This window comes from Hymenobacter antarcticus, assembly GCF_039539545.1.
GTDB classification, from domain to species: Bacteria; Bacteroidota; Bacteroidia; order Cytophagales; family Hymenobacteraceae; genus Hymenobacter; species Hymenobacter antarcticus.
Genome location: NZ_BAABDI010000001.1, coordinates 189,245 through 206,253, shown reverse-complemented (window position 1 = coordinate 206,253; position 17,009 = coordinate 189,245). Strand labels below are relative to the sequence as shown.

Genomic DNA, 17,009 nt, shown 5'->3' with positions numbered 1-17,009 from the left:
CTTTGGCCGTATTATTGGAGTAGGGCAACTGATTACCGTGTTGGTAGTTAAATAGTTGCATTAATCCCAGAATCACCTAATCTTAACTGTATGAAGCTCAATCGCCTGTTTCCCCTTGCCGCCATCGCCCTGCTGGGCCTGGCTGGCTGCTCGAAAAGCGACGATGACAACACGAGCTCGAAACTTGAAGTGCGGCTCATGGATGCCCCCGGCGACTTTCAGAGCGTGGTGCTGGACGTGCGCCAGGTAGAAGTACACCTGAAGGAGGAGAACGACCCGAACGGCTGGAAAACCTTGAGCTTCACTCCCAAGGCAATCAATGTGCTTGAATTCGTGAACGGCAAATCGGCCCTGCTGGTGAGCGAGGATTTTGCCCCCGGCGACCTCAAGGAAATCCGCCTCATCCTGGGCCCTGACAGCTACGTCATCGGTCGCGATGGCCTGCGCTACGACCTGAAAACGCCCAGCGGCCAAAGCTCCGGCATCAAGCTTAAGCTCGATAAAGCCACCCTGCGCCAGCGCGAAACCTTCCAGCTGCTGCTCGATTTCGACGTGGCCAAGTCCATCGTGGAGCGCGGCAACTGGCGCCCCGGCAACGACAAAAAGGAGCGGTACCTGCTCAAGCCCGTCATTCGGGTAGTGGCCCAGGACCTGCGTGGCGGCCTGTACGGCACCGTGAACCCCGCCGCGGCCCGGCCCCAGATTCTGGCCATCCGCACGTCGGGCCTGTTGGCCCCCGATACGGTGAGCACCATGGCCGATGCCTCGGGCGCGTACCAGATTGGCGGCCTGGCGGCCGGCACCTACCGGGTCGAGTATTTCCCGAGTACCGCTGCGCCGGTTGGCCAGACGCCCTACCGCACTGTGGTCGTTCCGAACGTGACTGTGCTGAACGACCTGCGCACCGACCTGCGCGTGACCACCCTGAACTAACTCCGCTTATAAATGCACACGAAAAAGGCCGCCCATTGGGCGGCCTTTTTTGCTGTTGTATACTTCAGTGAATCTGCTGGATAGATGCCGTGCTCCGAAATTTTAAAGTTGCGGCACGCCTTGGGCACTCAATTCGCGGCAGTAAGTGATGAAGTCGGAATTCACGGGCTCCAGGCCGTGGTCGCGCAGGCGGGTGGCTACCTGGGCGCGGTGGTAGCTGGCGTGCACCACGGCATGGGTCAGGATGTCGTGCACCAGGCTATCATATTTGTCGCCCAGCGAGTTGGTGTAGGAAATCAGGCGGTGCAGCTCAGTCTCATCGGCCTGCACCATAAGCTGGTGCAGGGGTTCGGAGGTTTGGGCGTGCAGCTGGTGGCAGGTTGCTAAGTCGTGCTCCTGCCACACCTTCACGGGGCTGGGGGTGCCACCGATGCGCGAAATCCAGATGGCCTGGGCATTGAGAACGTGACTGAACAGGCGCAGCACGATGGGTGGAATTTCCTGGCCGGTAGCGGCCACTTCGTCGAGGCGGCTGAGTACGGTGGTATTGGCCCACACGTTGAAAGCGCCGAGTTTTTCGAGGGTATTCATAAGGCAATAAGTGAATGAATGAATGGGTGAATGAGTGAATGAAAACGAATGCACCTGAATGTCATTCACTCATTCACTCATTCACTCATTCACCCATTCACTCATTGGTTACCGCGGGTCCTGCCAGACCAGCTTCTCGTTGGATTTGTTTTTTTCGAAGTCTGGGCACTGGCCGTCGCCCTTGCCCGTGATGCCGCCGTCGGGCTGGCAAATGAGCTTGCCTTTGGTGTCGAACACCTGCGAATACTGGTCGCAGCACGGGGCCGACACATAGTAAACGTCTTTGCCCTCATACTGATAGCGCAGAATGCGTGTGATGGGGTTGCGCTTACGCTCCGATAGCACCGCCGCGATGCGGTCCTTCAGCCAGCCTGGGCGAACCGCGGTGTCGGATTCGGCCACGCGGGCAGACCCGGGGGCCACGGCGTTGGTGCTGGTCCGGGTGGGCGCGGGCGTGCCGGCCGCAATGGGCCCTCGGGGCGGCGTGGCGGGCGTAGTCACGCTTACTTGCTGCGGGGCGCAGGCGGAGGTGAGCAGCAGAGAGGCGGCTAAAACAAGGAGGCGCATGGTCATTTAGGGGTTAGCAGCCAACCACCGTACGGGTTGGACTTCAACGGCGTTTGAATAGGCTTACGCCCACATCAGGCAATGGTTTTTAATCCATTTTTAAAATGCGGGTTGGTCAAATGAAACGGGGCACGAACACCAGCGCCCCCACCAACAGTGCCCCCAGAGCCGCCAGTAGCACGGCTCCGGCCGCCACATCCTTGGCCTTGCCAGCCAGCGGGTGGTAAGCCGGCGAGGCCAAGTCAGTGAGCGCCTCAATAGCCGTGTTCATCAGCTCGGCGGCCCACACGCCGGCTACGGAGATGGCCACCAGCGCCCATTCCAGGCGCGTTATCCCGCAGTAAAACCCCAGCCCAATGACTATCACCGTGGCCAGCGCGTGGAAGCGCAAATGCACCTCGGAGCGCAGCGCTGACCACACGCCGCGCCCGGCGTGGCCGAAACTAGCCACGCGCCGCCGCCACAGGCCCTCGGGCGGGCGCAGGCGGTCGGGAGTACGTTGCGAGGGCTCAGCCACGGGCTTCAAATTCCTGAAAAACCGTTTGGCGCAGGCCCGACCACTCGGGGCGCAGAATGCTGAAAATGACGGTATCGCGGCGCAGGCCGCCCTGGGTGAGGCGGTGGTGGCGCAACGTGCCTTCCTCGGTAGCGCCCATGCGGGCCATGGCCGTGCGCGACTTCTGGTTGCGCGAGTCCGTCTCCAGCTCCACCCGCTCGCAGCCCAGTGCCTCAAAAGCATAGCTGAGCAGCAGGTGCTTGCAGGCTCGGTTCAGGCCCGAGCGCTGAAACTTGCTGCCCACCCAGGTGTAGCCGATGCTCAGGCGCTGCTCGGCCTCGTGTACGTGGTAGTAGCTGGTGCTGCCGGCCAGCTCGCCGGTGGCCCGGTCGATGATGGCGAAGGGGTAGCGCTGGCCCTGCTCCCGGGCCTCCACGGCCTGGCGCAGGTAGGCGGCGAGGCTCACGGCATCGTCGGCGCGGGTGAGGGTGTAGCGCCACAGCTCGGCATCGAAGGCCACGGCTTTGAGGGCTTCGAAATCGGTGAGTTCGAGCGGGCGCAGACGCACGCGGCTGTTTTCGAGGACGACGGGGGCGGAAAAATCCATAGCAGAATAGGAGTAGGCGCTTAACAATTAATCGTTTGTCATCCTGAGCGGAGCGAAGGACCTTATCACGCTAGAACACGTCGTTCAATTGTGACAAGGTCCTTCGCAAGCTCAGGATGACAGACGACTATTGGGATGACAGAAAGCTACTTGATTTCGCCCACCATTTCCTCGGGCTTCATCCACTCATCAAAATCCGCCGCCGTGATGTAGCCGAGCTTGATGGCGGTTTCCTTGAGCGTCGAGCCGTTTTTGTGGGCGGTCTGGGCAATTTCGGCGGCTTTGTAGTAGCCGATGTGCGGGTTGAGGGCCGTGACGAGCATCAGCGACGAATCGACGTGCTTTTTGATGTTGGCTTCAATGGGCTCGATGCCCACGGCGCACTTGTCGTTGAAGGCCACGCACACGTCGCCGATGAGGCGGGCCGAGTGCAGGAAGTTGTAAATCATGACCGGCTTAAACACGTTCAGCTCGAAGTGCCCGCTCATGCCGCCGATGTTGATGGCCACGTCATTGCCCATCACCTGGGCCGCCACCATGGTCATGGCCTCGCACTGGGTGGGGTTCACCTTGCCGGGCATGATGCTCGAGCCGGGCTCGTTGTCCGGAATGTGCAGCTCGCCGATGCCGGCGCGCGGGCCCGAGGCCAGCAGGCGGATGTCGTTGCCGATTTTCATGAGCGAGGCGGCCACCGTTTTCAGCGCGCCGTGGGCTTCCACGATGGCATCGTGAGCAGCCAGGGCTTCAAACTTGTTTTCGGCCGTGATGAAGGGCAGGCCGGTGAGGTCGGCAATGTGTTTGGCCACGTTCTCGGAGTAGCCTTTGGGCGTGTTGATGCCCGTGCCCACGGCGGTGCCGCCCAGGGCCAGCTCGCTCAGGTGGGCCAGCGTGTTCTTGATGGCGCGCAGGCCGTGGTCGAGCTGCGACACGTAGCCCGAAAACTCCTGGCCCACCGTCAGCGGCGTGGCATCCATGAGGTGGGTGCGGCCGATTTTCACGATGTGCATGAACTTCTGGCTCTTGGCCTTGAGCGTGTCGCGCAGCTTTTCGATGCCCGGAATGGTGAGCTCCATCAGGATTTTGTAGGCCGCGATGTGCATGGCCGTCGGGAACGTGTCGTTCGAGCTTTGGCTCTTGTTCACGTCGTCGTTGGGGGCCAGCACTTTCTTTTCGTCGCTCAGCTGGCCGCCCTGCAATACGTGGCCGCGGTAGGCAATCACCTCGTTCACGTTCATGTTGCTCTGCGTGCCCGAGCCGGTTTGCCACACCACCAGCGGGAACGAGTCGGCCAGCTCTCCGGTCAGGATTTCATCGCAGACCTTGCCAATCAGCTCGGCTTTTTCGGCCGTCAGCACGCCGGCGTCGCGGTTGGTGAGGGCGGCGGCTTTCTTCAGGTAGGCGAAGGCAGCGATGATTTCCTTGGGCATCCGGTTGATGTCCTGGGCAATGGGGAAGTTCTCGATGCTGCGCTGCGTTTGGGCGCCCCAGTAGGCGGTAGCAGGCACCTGCACGGTGCCCATGGTATCCTTTTCGGTGCGGAAATCCATTTGTTGATGTGCTGATTGGTTGGATGGGTTGAGTTGCTGATGCGGACCAGCAACGGGCGCAAAAGTACGCCACTGCTGAATGGTGGCTTTTATCTCAACCGAAATAGCCGCCGAATGCCCTCCTCCGTACAGGAGAAGTATCCCAGTGGATAAAAACCACGCAGTTTTCAGCACTTCAGCACATCAAAAAATCAATCCGTCACCATGTCCTCCATCAAACAAGTCATTGAAATCCTGGCCTCGTCCGATAAAAGCTTCGAAGACGCGCTGCAGCGCGCCGTGGCGTCACTCAGCACGTCGGTGCCCAATATTTCGGGCATCTACATCAAAGACCAGAGCTGCAAGGTGCGCGACAACCGCATTGTGGAGTACCGCATCACGGCCAAGGTGAGCTTCGGCACGCCTGTGGAGGACTTCGACATGACCGACATTGAGCGCACCTACAACGAAGCCCCCCAGCCCGCCGGCAACGGCGCGCCCGACTACAGCCACCTCGAAATTAAAACCGAGCCCGAGCTGCCCACGCCCGTCGAGCCCGAAAACGGCAGCGCCACCGAGCCCGCCAGCGGCGGTGGCTACAGCGGCTAAGGCTGCCTGAAAAGCTGCCTAATAATTCCACGCGCCGCATCGTCTTCACTCAAGGCGATGCGGCGTTTTGGTGTCCGCCAAGCGGCCAATTCGGAGGGCGGATGCCGGAGAAAGGCCGCCGTTATTTGAGTCGTCTTTCTTTTCGGGCTTTGCCCCGCCTCAACCTGCGCCCGGCATGACGTTATTGCTCCTCTAAATAGCCATTTGAGAGGCTGCCACTTAATTCAGTTTTGCCATGAAGCCATTTGTCTCCCTGCGCCTGACGGCGGCCCTGCTGCTCAGTATGCCCCTTTTCATTAGCTGCAGCAAGCCCGCGCCGCCCGACACGGATACGGCCACCGAGCTGGCCACTGCCCCCGCCTCAGCCAGTGCCCCGGCCACCTACTTCGCCAACACCGAAACCGGCGTGCAGGACGGCAACGTGCGCCTGATTCCCATCAGCACACCCAAGGGCCAGTTCAAGGTTTGGACCAAGCGCTTCGGCAACAACCCCAAAATCAAAGTGCTGCTGCTCAATGGCGGGCCGGGCGCTACGCACGAGTATTTCGAGTGCATGGAGAACTTCCTGCCGAAAGAAGGCATCGAGTTTATTTACTACGACCAGCTGGGCTGCGGCAACTCCGATAACCCCCGGGACACCAGCATGTGGAGCCTGCCGCGCTACGTGGAGGAAGTGGAGCAGGTGCGCCAGGCCCTGAAGCTGGACAGCAGCAACTTTTTCCTGTTGGGCCACTCCTGGGGCGGCATCCTGGCCGCCGAGTACGCCTTCAAGTACCAGCAGCACCTCAAGGGCCTCATTATCTCGAACATGATGATGAGCTGCCCCGCCTACGGCAAATACGCCCAGGACGTGCTGGCCAAGCAGATGAAGCCGGAAGTGCTGGCCGAAATCCGAAAAATCGAAGCTAATAAGGACTTCAGCAACCCGCGCTACATGGGCCTGCTCGAACCCAACTTCTACGCCCAGCACCTGTGCCGCATCGTGCCCAACCCCGAGCCGGTAACCCGCGCGATGGGCAAAATAAATCAGTCGCTGTACGTGACCATGCAGGGCCCCAGCGAGTTCGGTATCTCGGGCAAGCTCACCACCTGGGACCGGGTGGCCGACCTGCCCAGGCTCACGGTGCCCGTGCTCAGCATCGGCGGCAAGTACGACACCATGGACCCCGAACACATGCGCATGATTGCGACCAAAGTGCAGCGCGGCAACGCCCTCATCTGCCCCCAGGGCAGCCACATGAGCATGTACGACGACCAGCAAACCTACATGACCGGCCTCGTCAAGTTCCTGAAATCGGTGGACGAGGGCACCCTGAAACCCGGAGCCACTCTGTGATTTAATGGTTAGTGGTCAATAACTTATCTTGACCACTAACCACTAACCACTAACCACTAACCACTAACCACTAACCACTAAAACGGCACCGTTATCTCCACCGGCAGCGGGGCGCGGCGGCCGCTGGCAATGCCGGGCTGCCAGGCCGGGCCTTCGCACACCATGCGCAGGGCTTCGGCGTCGTAGTCGGCCCGCAGGCCGCGCAGCACTTTCAGGGTGCTCACCTTGCCATCGGCCCCCACCGTGAACTGCAGGCGAACCAAGCCACTGAGGCGGGAGGCTCCATCCTCGGGTTCAAATCCGGCCGCCTCGCGGCGCAGGTACTCGCGGAAAGCCGGCGTGCCACCTACCGGCGCGGGGTTGATGGCCGGAGCCGTCGGCATGGGCGTGGCCGCCACGCGCGCCGCGTTATCAGCCGCCAGGTTGTTGATACCTGATTTGGCCTGGGCGAACTGCCGGCTCAGCCTGACTGCATTATCGTGCGCCAGCGTGTCAGCGGCGGTTGGTTCGACTAGTGCGGGGGCACTTTGGAGCGCAACCCCGGCCGCGGAGCTGGCTGCCGTCGGGGCCGCTGTTGGCACGGGCATATCAGCGGCTTCCGCGGCGGCCTCGTTTGCGGCCATTTCGCTTTCCTGATTTGAGAAACCGAAACGGTCAGCCGGTTCCGTAGCCGGCTGAGCGGCCGGCCGGGCTACCCGGCCAAGGGCCCGCCGTCGCGGCACCGGAGCTTGCATGACGGCCGCGTAATCAGCCGGCCTGGCGCTTGCTGGTGTTGTTGAAGCCACTAAGGCATCTGTTGCTTGAGGCACTGCCGTAGCCGCTGGAACTTCAGCAGCCGCTATTTCAGGTATTTGGGCGGGCGTAGGCGAGCCACTTGGTATGGTGCTCGGAGCGGGAGCTACCGGTGACGTCGTTTCGAGGCGGGCGGTGGAGGGGGCTGGCGCATAATGCTCCCAGCTCCAGATGCCGCTGGCTACCGCGCCCAGCAGCGCCGCCGCCGCCGCAATGCGCGGCCAGGCCCAGCCACCCGCCACGGGCACGGGTTCGGCCGGGCCCACACGGGCTTGCAGGCGGGTGCGTAGGTCGGCTACGGCCTGGTCGGTCGTGGCCGGGTCGGTCATCGCGAAGCCGGCCACCACATCGGCGCAGCGCTCGCAATCGAGGGTGTGGGCTTCGATGCGGTGCTCATCCTCGGGGCCGAGCCTGCCGGCCGCGTAGGCGCGCAGCTCGGCCGTGGCCGGGTGCGGACCGGGGGCGGGCAGCTGGGCAAAAGGCGAATCAGCGGGCGACATGAATGGGGCTTTTATCGGAAGTGGGAAGTGGCGGGAGCGAAGCAGCTGCGGGCGGCGCGGGCGGTTCCAGCTGGCGCCGCAGCATGCGCTTGCCGTTCTGCAAGTGGCTGCGGACCAAGTTCAGCTCCAGGCCGGTTTCGGCGGCGATGTCGCGGTAGCACTTCTTTTCGAGGTAAAATAATTCGAGGCAGCGGCGCTGGGCCGGGGGCAGCTGGGCCAGCGCCGCCTCCACGCTTTGCAGGCGCAGCTCGGCGGCTTCGGCTTCTTCGGTAGCCGCGCCTTCGTTCGGCAGATGCCGGGCGGCTGCCGATTCCACATCGGCTGCATCGGGAAAGCTGAGAATGAGCGGCCCGGCGCTGGGGCCGGCGCGCTTGCGGGCCCGCAGCTGCATCAGGCAATAGTTGCGGGCCGTGGTGTGCAGCCAGGCCGGAAAATTGTCGGGCGCGTGGGTGCGCAGCACTTTCACCAGATGCTCGAACAACTGCATGGCGGCATCCTGGGCATCTTCGTAGGGCGGGGCCAGGTAACGGCGGGCTACAGCGAAAGCCTCGGGCAGGTACCGGTCGTAGAGCCGGCCGAGGTCGGCCACGTCGCCGTGCGCGCGGTAGCGGGCCAGCAGCTCCTGGTCGGAGAGTGGCGCGGCAGCGGGCGACGGCGAGCGGCGGAAAAACATGGCAGCGGGAGCAGCTTTGGGGTCGTTAAGATAGCGGGCGGGGCCGAAACGCCGTAGGTGCGCGCTGACCGGCAGCAGCTCAAAATCGCAAAAAAAGCCCCGGCAGCGCAGAAGCAGCCCCTGGGGCCGGCTCTGCGCTGCCGGGGCAGTCGCAAGTGGTAGGTCAGCGGCTTGGGCAGCCACCGAAGTGCTGCTCAGGCCGCAGCCCGATTTATGGGCTAACCAGGTTCAGGCTCAGGTTGAAGTAGAGCGGGTTGGTGAGCGTGTTTTTGAAAAGCGAGGGCTCCGAGCCGAGGGTGCTTTCGCGCTCGCCGGTCACATCCTGGTTGCGAAACGCGTCGTTGCGGTAGTTGTAGCGCAAGCCCGCCTGGGCCGATACCCACACGAAGCCCGCGAGTTTGCGCTCATAGGTAACGCGCGGTTTCAGCTCGCCCCGGCGCAGGTACACGTTGTCGTTGCCGATGCGGCCCAGGTAGTACGCGTTGCCTTCCAGCTCGTAGCCGATTTTAATCAGCGACGTCGTGCCGAAGTTGCGGCGCAGCTCGGCCCGGGCCGGAAATACCACCTCACAGCCCCATTGCGGCGAAAAAGTGCGGTTGTAGAGCAGCACCGGAATGTAGAGCAGCTGGCCCGCGCGATAGGTGCGCGTCAGGCCCAGGCCCCACTGCAGGTTGTCGTTGGGCTTCCAGCCATAAATAGCCGTGCCGCTGAAGGTGAAATGCTCGCTTTTCAGGTCGCCCAGGTTGCGGTAGTTGCCGTTGGCATCCAGGTTGAACTGTAGCAGCAGGAAGTGCTTGTTGTCGAAGGGGTTGAAGATGGTGGTGTTCACGCCCGTGGTACGCAGGCCATCCTTCAGCTTGTCGAAAAAGGGCGAGCGCTCGGGGTTAGCCAGGTTGAGGCCCGTGTTCCAGTAAGTGAGGCCCACGTTGAAAATAAAATCGGTGCGCGAAACCACTGGCGCATTGAGCGCCAGGCGAATGCCCCGGGCCGCGTCAACTCTGGTTTCGGCCGTGGTGCCGCCGCCAGCGGCCGTGGTGGGGCCGGTGGTGGTGAGGTCGAAGGGCAGCTGCGCCTCGTAGCCAACCGAAATAAGCTTCGTCGGCGTCAGGTAGAGCACTTTCTGGGTGTTGTAGCTCATGCTGGCATCGGCGGCGGCATCGCCAAAAGCGTCGAAGTTCTCTTCGGCGGCGGGGGCAGCGCGGCGGCTGGTGTCGGCCGGCACTGTTTGGGCCCGGGCCCCGATGCTTAGTAATAAGCCGCCGACAAGTAAGGTGTAGAATGAATTCATTGATAAGAATTAGAAATCGAAAAACAGGAATAAAGCCGGCGCAGGCTGCCCGCTACCGGAGCGAGGAGCAACAAGCTGAAAGTGGGCGTATGGGCCGGCAGTCAGCTTATTGCTCCTCAATCCGAAGGGTTACTTTTTCATCATCTGGCGCTTCCACACGTCGGTACGTCCGAAGAGCGATACGCCGATGAAGCCGCGTACTTCCAGGGTGTTGGCATCTACGAGCGTCATTTCGCAGCTGTAGTCGCTGCCGTTTTTGGGGTCGTAAATCTTGCCGCCTTCCCACTTGTTGTCGCCCGAAAAGGTGAATTCGCGCATGTTTTCGAGGCCCTTCAGGGGGGTTTTGCGCTTGGCTTCGTCCGGGTTGTTCACGTCGGTGCGGGGCGTACCGGCGGGCGTATTGGCCACTTTCAGCCACACCAGGCGGCCGTAGTACTTATCGGCCTTCTTGAAAATCTGAATCATACCCGTGCCTTCGCCATTTTTCCACACGCCGAGCACGGCATCGGGGTTGCCAGCGGCGCGGGCGGGCACAACGGCCAGCAGCAGGCTGAAGATGAGGAGCAGGCCGAAGCCAACGAAACGCTTATTCATAATCGGGAGTGGGAATTTGAGTGAGAAAAAATGGAGACATAACAAAATGAAGTCCAAATGTAGCAACGCAGTCCACTATTGATGAATGTAGGGTGAAGATTTCTCAAAGAATTTAACTTCTTGGGAATTAGCGCTCAAAATGTGGCCTTGGTGGCAGCTGGTGGGGGAGGCTGGCTAAAAGCGGGGGGGGGCGTGTGCAATTGCCCGGTCAGGTGGCATCAGCAAGGTATTCACCTAATCCCTGTGTGCCATGAAAAACCTCCTGCTTCCAGTGCTGCTTGTGCTGCTGGCCCCGGCCAGCCCTGCTTTTGCTCAACGCGCCCCCACCGCCATCCCCGTTCCAACCGATACGGTGCGCAACCACGAGGTGCGCGGCGTGGTGCGCGAGCAAGGCACCGGCCAGCCGCTGCCCGGTGTCACCGTCCTCATCAAGGGCACCACCATCGGCGTTTCGACCGATAACAATGGCGCCTATGCCCTGCTAATGCCCAATGCGCCCAAGGCCATACTGGTGTTTTCCAGCGTCGGCTACGTGACGGTGGAGCGGGCCGTGGGGCCGGCCCGCGTCCTCAACGTGAGCTTAGTTATCGATGCCAAACAGCTGAGCGAGGTGGTGGTGACAGGCATGCAGGGCCGGGTGTCGGGCGTGCTGATTCGGGGGGCTGCGGCGCTTCGGGGAGGCAAGGCCAGGCAGGCCGCTCAATACGGCTATTCTGCGCCGGCGGCCGATAAAAGCTACGTTCCCTACCCCGCCCGCGAAGAGGCCGGGGCCGGCGATACCTACGCCCACGTCAGGGAAAACGCGTTTTTCGAAGCGAAGAAAACGCCCCTCAGCACGTTTGCCCTCGATGTGGATAATGCCTCGTACGCCAACGTGCGCCGCTTTCTCAACGAAGGCCAGCTGCCCCCGCGCGATGCCGTGCGGGTGGAGGAAATGCTGAACTACTTCCGCTACGACTACGCCGCGCCGCCCGCCGCTTCGCCCGACCCCGTGCGCATCAGCACCGAGCTGGCGGCCTGCCCCTGGAACCCGGCCCACCAGCTGGCCCGCATCGGCATTCAGGCCCGGAAAATTGAAACCGCCAAGCTGCCGCCCGCCAACCTCGTATTCCTGGTCGATGTGTCGGGCTCGATGATGGGCCCCGACCGCCTGCCGCTGGTGCAGGCTGGGCTCCGGCTGCTGGTGAAACAGCTGCGCCCCCAGGACCACGTGGCGCTGGTGGTGTACGCCGGCGCGGCCGGCCTCGTGCTGCCGCCCACGCCCGGCTCGCAGCCCCAGGTCATCCTCGATGCCATCGACCGGCTGCAGGCCGGCGGCTCCACGGCCGGCGGCGCGGGCCTGCGCCTGGCCTATTCCACGGCTCGTCAGAGCTTCAACAAGGAAGGCAACAACCGCGTGATTCTGGCCTCGGACGGCGATTTTAACGTGGGCGAAAGCTCGGATGCGGCGCTGGAGCAATTGATTGTGGACCAGCGCGAAAGCGGCGTCTTCCTCACGGTGCTGGGCTGCGGGCGCGGCAACCTGCGCGACTCGCGCATGGAAACCCTGGCCGACAAAGGCAACGGCAACTACGCCTACCTCGACAACCTCGACGAGGCCGGCCGGGTGCTGGTGGCGCAGTTCGGCGGCACGCTCTTCACCGTGGCCAAAGACGTGAAGCTGCAAATCGAGTTCAACCCCGCCCGCGTGGCCAACTACCGCCTCGTGGGCTACGAAAACCGGTTGCTCGAAGCCGAGGATTTCAACAACGACCGCAAGGATGCCGGCGAGCTTGGGGCGGGCCACACCGTGACGGCCCTCTACGAAATAGTGCCCGTGGGCAGCGCCCAGCCGCTTATCGATAACCTGAAATACCAGCCCAATAACACGCAGTCACTCCCTCACCCAGTCACTCAAAACGAAGTTTTAACCGTGAAGCTGCGCTACAAAGAGCCGCAGGGCAGCAGCAGCAAGCTCCTCAGCCAAGGCCTGGCCGGCGCGCCCACCAGCATTGAAAAAGCCACGCCCGACTTCCGCTTTGCCGCCGCCGTGGCCCAGTTCGGCATGCTGCTGCGCCAGAGCGAGCAGCGCGGCACCGCCACCTGGGCCGCCACCGAAAAACTGGCCGACGGGGCCCGGGGTGCCGACGCCGACGGCTACCGGGCCGAGCTGGTTAGGTTGGTAAGGCTTGCTGAAGGCCTGAGCGGCACCGGCACCGTAGGCGTGCGGTAGGGGCGTAGCGCGGACTACACAGTCCGCGCTACAAACCAGAAACGCCCCACCGTACTAGCGGTGGGGCGTTTTCGATAACCTATTTCGGATAATTACCCGAGCAATAAACGAACTTGGATAGTGGGATAGAATGGCCGGTAATCGGCTTAAATAATTTAGAAGGAGTAGTTCAGGCCGACTTTGATTACCCGGTTCTGGGCGTCGAAGCGGTTGTCGGTGTCGAGCGAGGTGAGGCCGTAGTCGTAGCCGGCGCTCAGGCCCAGGCCGTTTTCGAACTGGTAGCCCAGGCCCGCCACGGCGGCAAAGTCAACTTTGCGCAGCTGGTTTGAGATGTCGAAATCCTGCCTGTAGGCCGAAAAACCCAGCGCTCCGGCTTCCACCCGGGCCTTGCCGCTGACCAGGAACGAGACCTGCGGACCCGCGTAGAGGTAGAAGCCCGGCGTGATGAACACCTTGGCCAGCACCGGCACATCGACATAAGCCAGGCGGGCCGTGCCCGTCACCTGCGTATTCAGAAAATCGAGGGCCGGGAAGGGCAGCGTGCCCCGGAGCACGGTGCCTTTTTCGGAGTAGCTGATGCCGGGCTCGATGGCGAAGCCAGGCCCAATGGGCAGCGTGGCGTACAGGCCGGCGAAGAAGCCGGGGCGCAGCTCGCGGGTGATGGCACCATCGGGAGCGTAGCCGGCCAGGGTGGTGAAGCTCTTCACGGCATCGCCCTGCACGTCGGCCAGGTTCAGGCCGCCCCGAAAGCCGAAGCGCACGCCCGAAGCGCTGCCGCTGCTGCTGGGCGAAGAATAAGCGGGCTTATTATACCCTGGCGAGCGGCGCACCGGAGCCGAAGCCCGGGGCGAGGGTGCAGCTTTGGGGTTGCCATAGGCATCACGGGCAACCTGGGCCGAAGCGGTGGTCGCCACTGCAGAAATCAATAGGCAAGCCGCGGCCAGGCCGCCCGAAAGGCGTGAAATTTTCATAACCAGAACTGGTTGGAGCGAGTGAAAGAAACCGGCCCTCGGAGGCCGGAGTCCCGGCCCGGCTATTGGGCCGATGAGGGATGGTATTACAAAACCGTGCCAAACCACCAGCCGGTCGGCAGAAGCCAACGCCGGATTCTTCCGGCTTTCAGATTAACGTCCTGATTTTCCTGATTAAGCCCTCCGCAACATCGACCAACGGCCAGCCCTGAAAAGCAAAAAATCGGGGCCGCTCCGTGGAGCAGCCCCGATTTTGCAAGTGGAAAGTGGAAAAGGAAGGAAGGGTAGCAGGAGTTACTCGCGCACCACCCGGCGGCTGGTGGCCGGGCCGGTGGGCGGCGTGAGGCGCAGCACGTACAGGCCTCAGCGGCTGGGTTGAAACAGCCTGATTTTATTCTGCCTGCCGGCTGGGTCGTGGGGCCGATTTCGGCTGGTTGCTTGCAGAAATTGTCCGAGAAGCTTTAGCTATTGCTGGGGATTTTCTAGGTTTAGCCGGAGAGCAACCGCCCGAAAAGGGCTAACTTGCGGTTCGTATTGGCCTTCTAACTCGTTTTTATTCAGTGTTGATTTCCTTCCTGCCGCGCCGCGCCGTGGTGGCTGCTTCGCTCAGCCTGCTGGCCGCCGCCGGCTTCTCCGCCTGTTCCACCCGCCCCGCCGAGGGCGAAACCGCCGCTGCCGGCACCGCCGCCGAAGGGGAGGTGGCCGCCAAGCCCGCGCCCATCGATACCATCAAGCTGAAGGCCCTGGCCATGCGCCGCGACTCGCTACGGGCCGACTCCATCGTGCGCAAAAGCGGCGCGTTGCCGGGTGCTATCCTGCCGGGCCGCCGCATTGTGGCTTTCTATGGCAACATTCGCTCGAAGGGCATGGGCATTCTGGGCCGCGAGCCCAAGGAGCAGATGTTCCGCAAGTTTGCCGGTGTTATCAAAGAGTGGGAAGCCGCCGACCCCAGCCGGGGCGTGCAGCCGGCGCTGCACAACGTCACCATCACGGCCCAGGGCACGCCCGGCAAAGACGGCAAGTGGCGCCTGATGAACTCCAAGGCCACCATCGAAGAAGTTATCAGCTGGGCCAAGGAGCACAAGTGCATTCTGTTTCTGGATGTGCAGCCCGGGCACAGCACCCTGCAGGCCGAGCTGCCCAAGCTGGAGCAGTACCTCAAAGACCCCATCGTTCACCTGGGTATCGACCCCGAATTCTCGCTTTCTACCATGCCCGGCGTGCGCCCCAACCAGCGCATCGGCACCCTCGATGCCAAGGACGTGAACTTCACGGTGAACTTCCTGGCCCGCATCGTGAGCGAGAACAAGCTCCCGCCCAAGGTGCTGACGGTGCACCGCTTCACCCGGAAGATGATTACCAACTACAAAAACATCAAGCTCGACCCCCGCGTGCAGATTGTGATGCACATGGACGGCCACGGCGAGCCCACGCTCAAGAAAGATTCCTACCACGACTACATCGTGAAAGAGCCCGTGCAGTTCACCGGCTTCAAGCTGTTTTACGAGTACGATGCCCGGCCCAAGCCCCACCACATCATGACGCCCGCCGAGGTCATTGCCCTCGTGCCGTCGCCGCTCTACATTCAGTACCAGTAAAGAGTGACTGAGGGAGGGAGTGACTGAGTGAAGAGTGACTGAGTGAGAGAGTGAGAGAGTGATGTTCAAAAGCGTAACGTATTTTGAACATCACTCAGTCACTCCCTCACTCAGTCACTCTTTAGTGCGCGGCGTTCAGGTCCATTTTCGCGCCGGGCTTGTTGCGCTTGATGAGGAAAATGAGCGGCAGGCAGGCGATAAAGAAGAAGCCGAGCGCCGAAAATACCTGCGAGTAGGTGATGATGGAAACCTGTTTCATCAGAATGCCTTCGAGGGCGGCGTAGGCCTGCTGGCGGGCCTGCTCCGGGGGGAAGCCTTTGTTCACGAAGTTCTGGGTGAAGGCCTGGATGCGCTGCACGGTTTCGGGGTTGTAGAGCGAGATATTGGGCAGCAGGCCCACCCGGTTGATGGCAATGTTGCGTTCCAGGTACGTGCCCACGATGGCCACGCCAAAAGAGCCGCCGAGCTGGCGAATCATGCCGGTGATGCCCGCCGCCTGGCCCGCATCCTTGCCCTGCAGGCCGGCCAGACTCATGGTGGTGATGGGCAGGAAAATGAGGCCCAGGCCCACGCCCCGCACCATGAGGGGCCAGAAGAAGTCACCCTCGCCGGCGGTAGGCGAAATGCGGGCCGACATCCAGAACGTGAAGAGGAAGAAGATGGTGAAGCCCGCCGGAATCATGTATTTCTGGGGCACGCCCGCTTGCAGGGCCTTGCCGATAACAGGCATCATAAAGCCCGAGGCCAAAGCTCCCGGCAGCAGCAAAAAACCAGTTTGGGCCGCCGTGAAACCCAGAATACGCTGCGTGAAGATGGGGAACACAAACACCGACGCGAACAGCCCGAAGCCAAGCACGAACGACAGGAACGCACCCACCGCCAGGTTGCGGCTCTTGCCCAGCACCCGCAGGTCCACGATGGGCTTGTCGGCCGTGAGCTCGCGCCAGATGAAACCGACGATGCCAACGGCTGCAAACACCACGAACGTGTTGATATAGGCGCTTTCGAACCAGTCCTCGCTTTCGCCCTGCTCCAGCACCAGCTGCAGCGAGCCCACGCCCAGAATCAGCAGGCCAATGCCGGCCCAGTCAATCTCGCGCAGGGGCCGGGGAATGGCGTTTTTGATGCGCTCCGGGTCGCGGATGAACAGCAGGGTGAAGATGGCCGCCAGGATGCCCACCGGCACGTTCACGTAGAAAATCCAGGGCCAGCCCAGGTTGCTGTCCACGATGTAGCCGCCCAGCGTGGGGCCGATGGTGGGCCCGATAATGATGCCCATGCCAAACAACGCCTGCCCCAGCGGCAGCTGCCGGGGCGGAAAGGTGTCAATCAAAATAGCCTGCGAGGTAGCCATCAAAGCGCCGCCCCCGATGCCCTGAATGAAGCGAAACGCCACCAGCTCCCAGATATTGGTGCTCTGCCCGCAGGCGATGGACGCCAGGGTGAAAATGACCACCGACACGAAAAAGTAGTTGCGCCGCCCAAACTGCTCGGCCAGGAAGCCGGTCATCGGAATCACAATCACGTTGGCGATGCCGTAGGCGGCCACCACCCAGGTCACTTCCTGCTGCGTGGCCGAGAGGTTGCCCATCATCTGGGTCAGGGCCACGTTCACGATGCTGGTGTCAATGAGCTCCAGCAGGACGCAGAGGACGACCGTGATAACGATAATCCACTTGGTAAATCCGGTTTCCATCGGTGAATGAGCGAATGAGC

Annotated in this window: 16 protein-coding genes; 5 read left to right on the top strand and 11 right to left on the bottom strand. The window is 62.1% G+C overall.

Going from position 1 to position 17,009, the window contains the following annotated elements; genetic code table 11:
• Nucleotides 1–90: 90 nt before the first annotated feature.
• Nucleotides 91–933, top strand: a complete 843-nt coding sequence (locus ABD819_RS00795; RefSeq protein WP_345119922.1) for a DUF4382 domain-containing protein — start codon at nt 91–93, stop codon at nt 931–933.
• Between the two features lie 102 nt (nt 934–1,035).
• On the opposite strand, the gene ABD819_RS00790 is transcribed toward ABD819_RS00795, so the two are convergent.
• From ABD819_RS00790 to fumC, 5 genes are all read right to left on the bottom strand, one after another.
• Nucleotides 1,036–1,524: a DinB family protein gene (locus ABD819_RS00790; RefSeq protein ID WP_345119920.1), complete on the bottom strand. Its 489-nt coding sequence runs from the start codon at nt 1,522–1,524 to the stop codon at nt 1,036–1,038.
• A gap of 108 nt (nt 1,525–1,632) precedes the next feature.
• Nucleotides 1,633–2,091, bottom strand: a complete 459-nt coding sequence (locus ABD819_RS00785; RefSeq protein ID WP_345119918.1) for a DUF6970 domain-containing protein — start codon at nt 2,089–2,091, stop codon at nt 1,633–1,635.
• Between the two features lie 115 nt (nt 2,092–2,206).
• Nucleotides 2,207–2,608, bottom strand: coding sequence for a diacylglycerol kinase family protein (locus ABD819_RS00780; protein WP_345120346.1), 402 nt, complete (start codon nt 2,606–2,608; stop codon nt 2,207–2,209).
• Nucleotides 2,601–3,194 carry a GNAT family N-acetyltransferase gene (locus ABD819_RS00775; RefSeq protein ID WP_345119916.1) on the bottom strand — a complete coding sequence of 198 codons (594 nt, stop codon included), beginning with the start codon at nt 3,192–3,194 and terminating at the stop codon, nt 2,601–2,603. Before ABD819_RS00775 ends, ABD819_RS00780 begins: the two co-directional genes overlap by 8 nt.
• A 146-nt stretch (nt 3,195–3,340) precedes the next feature.
• Nucleotides 3,341–4,741, bottom strand: coding sequence for a class II fumarate hydratase (gene fumC / locus ABD819_RS00770; RefSeq protein ID WP_345119914.1), 1,401 nt, complete (start codon nt 4,739–4,741; stop codon nt 3,341–3,343).
• Between the two features lie 204 nt (nt 4,742–4,945).
• Between fumC and ABD819_RS00765 the strand changes: the two genes are divergently transcribed.
• The gene (locus ABD819_RS00765) at nt 4,946–5,329 is read left to right on the top strand and encodes a dodecin family protein (protein WP_345119912.1); all 384 of its coding nucleotides are present in this window, start codon (nt 4,946–4,948) and stop codon (nt 5,327–5,329) included.
• Nucleotides 5,330–5,564: 235 nt separating this feature from the next.
• On the top strand, nt 5,565–6,665 hold the full coding sequence (locus tag ABD819_RS00760) for a proline iminopeptidase-family hydrolase (protein WP_345119910.1): 1,101 nt from the start codon (nt 5,565–5,567) through the stop codon (nt 6,663–6,665).
• Nucleotides 6,666–6,742: 77 nt separating this feature from the next.
• Here the strand turns inward: ABD819_RS00760 and ABD819_RS00755 are convergent, their stop codons facing one another.
• From ABD819_RS00755 to ABD819_RS00740, 4 genes are all read right to left on the bottom strand, one after another.
• Entirely contained in the window at nt 6,743–7,957 is a 1,215-nt protein-coding gene (locus ABD819_RS00755; protein WP_345119908.1) for an energy transducer TonB, read from the bottom strand.
• The gene (locus ABD819_RS00750; RefSeq protein ID WP_345119906.1) at nt 7,944–8,630 is read right to left on the bottom strand and encodes an RNA polymerase sigma factor; all 687 of its coding nucleotides are present in this window, start codon (nt 8,628–8,630) and stop codon (nt 7,944–7,946) included. The genes ABD819_RS00755 and ABD819_RS00750 overlap by 14 nt, the downstream gene beginning before the upstream one ends.
• Before the next feature lie 211 nt (nt 8,631–8,841).
• Entirely contained in the window at nt 8,842–9,918 is a 1,077-nt protein-coding gene (locus tag ABD819_RS00745; RefSeq protein WP_345119904.1) for a DUF6268 family outer membrane beta-barrel protein, read from the bottom strand.
• Between the two features lie 129 nt (nt 9,919–10,047).
• Complete coding sequence (locus ABD819_RS00740; protein WP_345119902.1) at nt 10,048–10,512, bottom strand: DUF2147 domain-containing protein; 465 nt, start codon at nt 10,510–10,512, stop codon at nt 10,048–10,050.
• A gap of 250 nt (nt 10,513–10,762) precedes the next feature.
• Here ABD819_RS00740 and ABD819_RS00735 point away from each other — a divergent pair, with 250 nt between their 5' ends.
• Complete coding sequence (locus ABD819_RS00735) at nt 10,763–12,724, top strand: vWA domain-containing protein (protein WP_345119899.1); 1,962 nt, start codon at nt 10,763–10,765, stop codon at nt 12,722–12,724.
• Nucleotides 12,725–12,879: 155 nt separating this feature from the next.
• Here ABD819_RS00735 and ABD819_RS00730 read toward each other — a convergent pair whose 3' ends face one another.
• Nucleotides 12,880–13,695 carry a porin family protein gene (locus tag ABD819_RS00730; protein WP_345119897.1) on the bottom strand — a complete coding sequence of 272 codons (816 nt, stop codon included), beginning with the start codon at nt 13,693–13,695 and terminating at the stop codon, nt 12,880–12,882.
• 560 nt (nt 13,696–14,255) lie between these two features.
• Here ABD819_RS00730 and ABD819_RS00725 point away from each other — a divergent pair.
• A complete protein-coding gene (locus tag ABD819_RS00725; RefSeq protein WP_345119895.1) occupies nt 14,256–15,293 on the top strand; it encodes a hypothetical protein in 1,038 nt (345 codons plus the stop codon).
• 121 nt (nt 15,294–15,414) lie between these two features.
• Here the strand turns inward: ABD819_RS00725 and ABD819_RS00720 are convergent, their stop codons facing one another.
• Complete coding sequence (locus tag ABD819_RS00720; RefSeq protein WP_345119894.1) at nt 15,415–16,989, bottom strand: DHA2 family efflux MFS transporter permease subunit; 1,575 nt, start codon at nt 16,987–16,989, stop codon at nt 15,415–15,417.
• Nucleotides 16,990–17,009: the final 20 nt, after the last annotated feature.

What these genes read in the sequence shown, in the direction of transcription:
- ABD819_RS00790 (WP_345119920.1), bottom strand. Translation starts at nt 1,524, where the DNA reads ATGAATACCCTCGAAAAACTCGGCGCTTTCAACGTGTGGGCCAATACC.
- ABD819_RS00755 (WP_345119908.1), bottom strand. Translation starts at nt 7,957, where the DNA reads ATGTCGCCCGCTGATTCGCCTTTTGCCCAGCTGCCCGCCCCCGGTCCG.
- ABD819_RS00795 (WP_345119922.1), top strand. Translation starts at nt 91, where the DNA reads ATGAAGCTCAATCGCCTGTTTCCCCTTGCCGCCATCGCCCTGCTGGGC.
- ABD819_RS00730 (WP_345119897.1), bottom strand. Translation starts at nt 13,695, where the DNA reads ATGAAAATTTCACGCCTTTCGGGCGGCCTGGCCGCGGCTTGCCTATTG.
- ABD819_RS00775 (WP_345119916.1), bottom strand. Translation starts at nt 3,194, where the DNA reads ATGGATTTTTCCGCCCCCGTCGTCCTCGAAAACAGCCGCGTGCGTCTG.
- ABD819_RS00765 (WP_345119912.1), top strand. Translation starts at nt 4,946, where the DNA reads ATGTCCTCCATCAAACAAGTCATTGAAATCCTGGCCTCGTCCGATAAA.
- ABD819_RS00720 (WP_345119894.1), bottom strand. Translation starts at nt 16,989, where the DNA reads ATGGAAACCGGATTTACCAAGTGGATTATCGTTATCACGGTCGTCCTC.
- ABD819_RS00735 (WP_345119899.1), top strand. Translation starts at nt 10,763, where the DNA reads ATGAAAAACCTCCTGCTTCCAGTGCTGCTTGTGCTGCTGGCCCCGGCC.
- fumC (WP_345119914.1), bottom strand. Translation starts at nt 4,741, where the DNA reads ATGGATTTCCGCACCGAAAAGGATACCATGGGCACCGTGCAGGTGCCT.
- ABD819_RS00745 (WP_345119904.1), bottom strand. Translation starts at nt 9,918, where the DNA reads ATGAATTCATTCTACACCTTACTTGTCGGCGGCTTATTACTAAGCATC.
- ABD819_RS00785 (WP_345119918.1), bottom strand. Translation starts at nt 2,091, where the DNA reads ATGCGCCTCCTTGTTTTAGCCGCCTCTCTGCTGCTCACCTCCGCCTGC.
- ABD819_RS00760 (WP_345119910.1), top strand. Translation starts at nt 5,565, where the DNA reads ATGAAGCCATTTGTCTCCCTGCGCCTGACGGCGGCCCTGCTGCTCAGT.
- ABD819_RS00740 (WP_345119902.1), bottom strand. Translation starts at nt 10,512, where the DNA reads ATGAATAAGCGTTTCGTTGGCTTCGGCCTGCTCCTCATCTTCAGCCTG.
- ABD819_RS00750 (WP_345119906.1), bottom strand. Translation starts at nt 8,630, where the DNA reads ATGTTTTTCCGCCGCTCGCCGTCGCCCGCTGCCGCGCCACTCTCCGAC.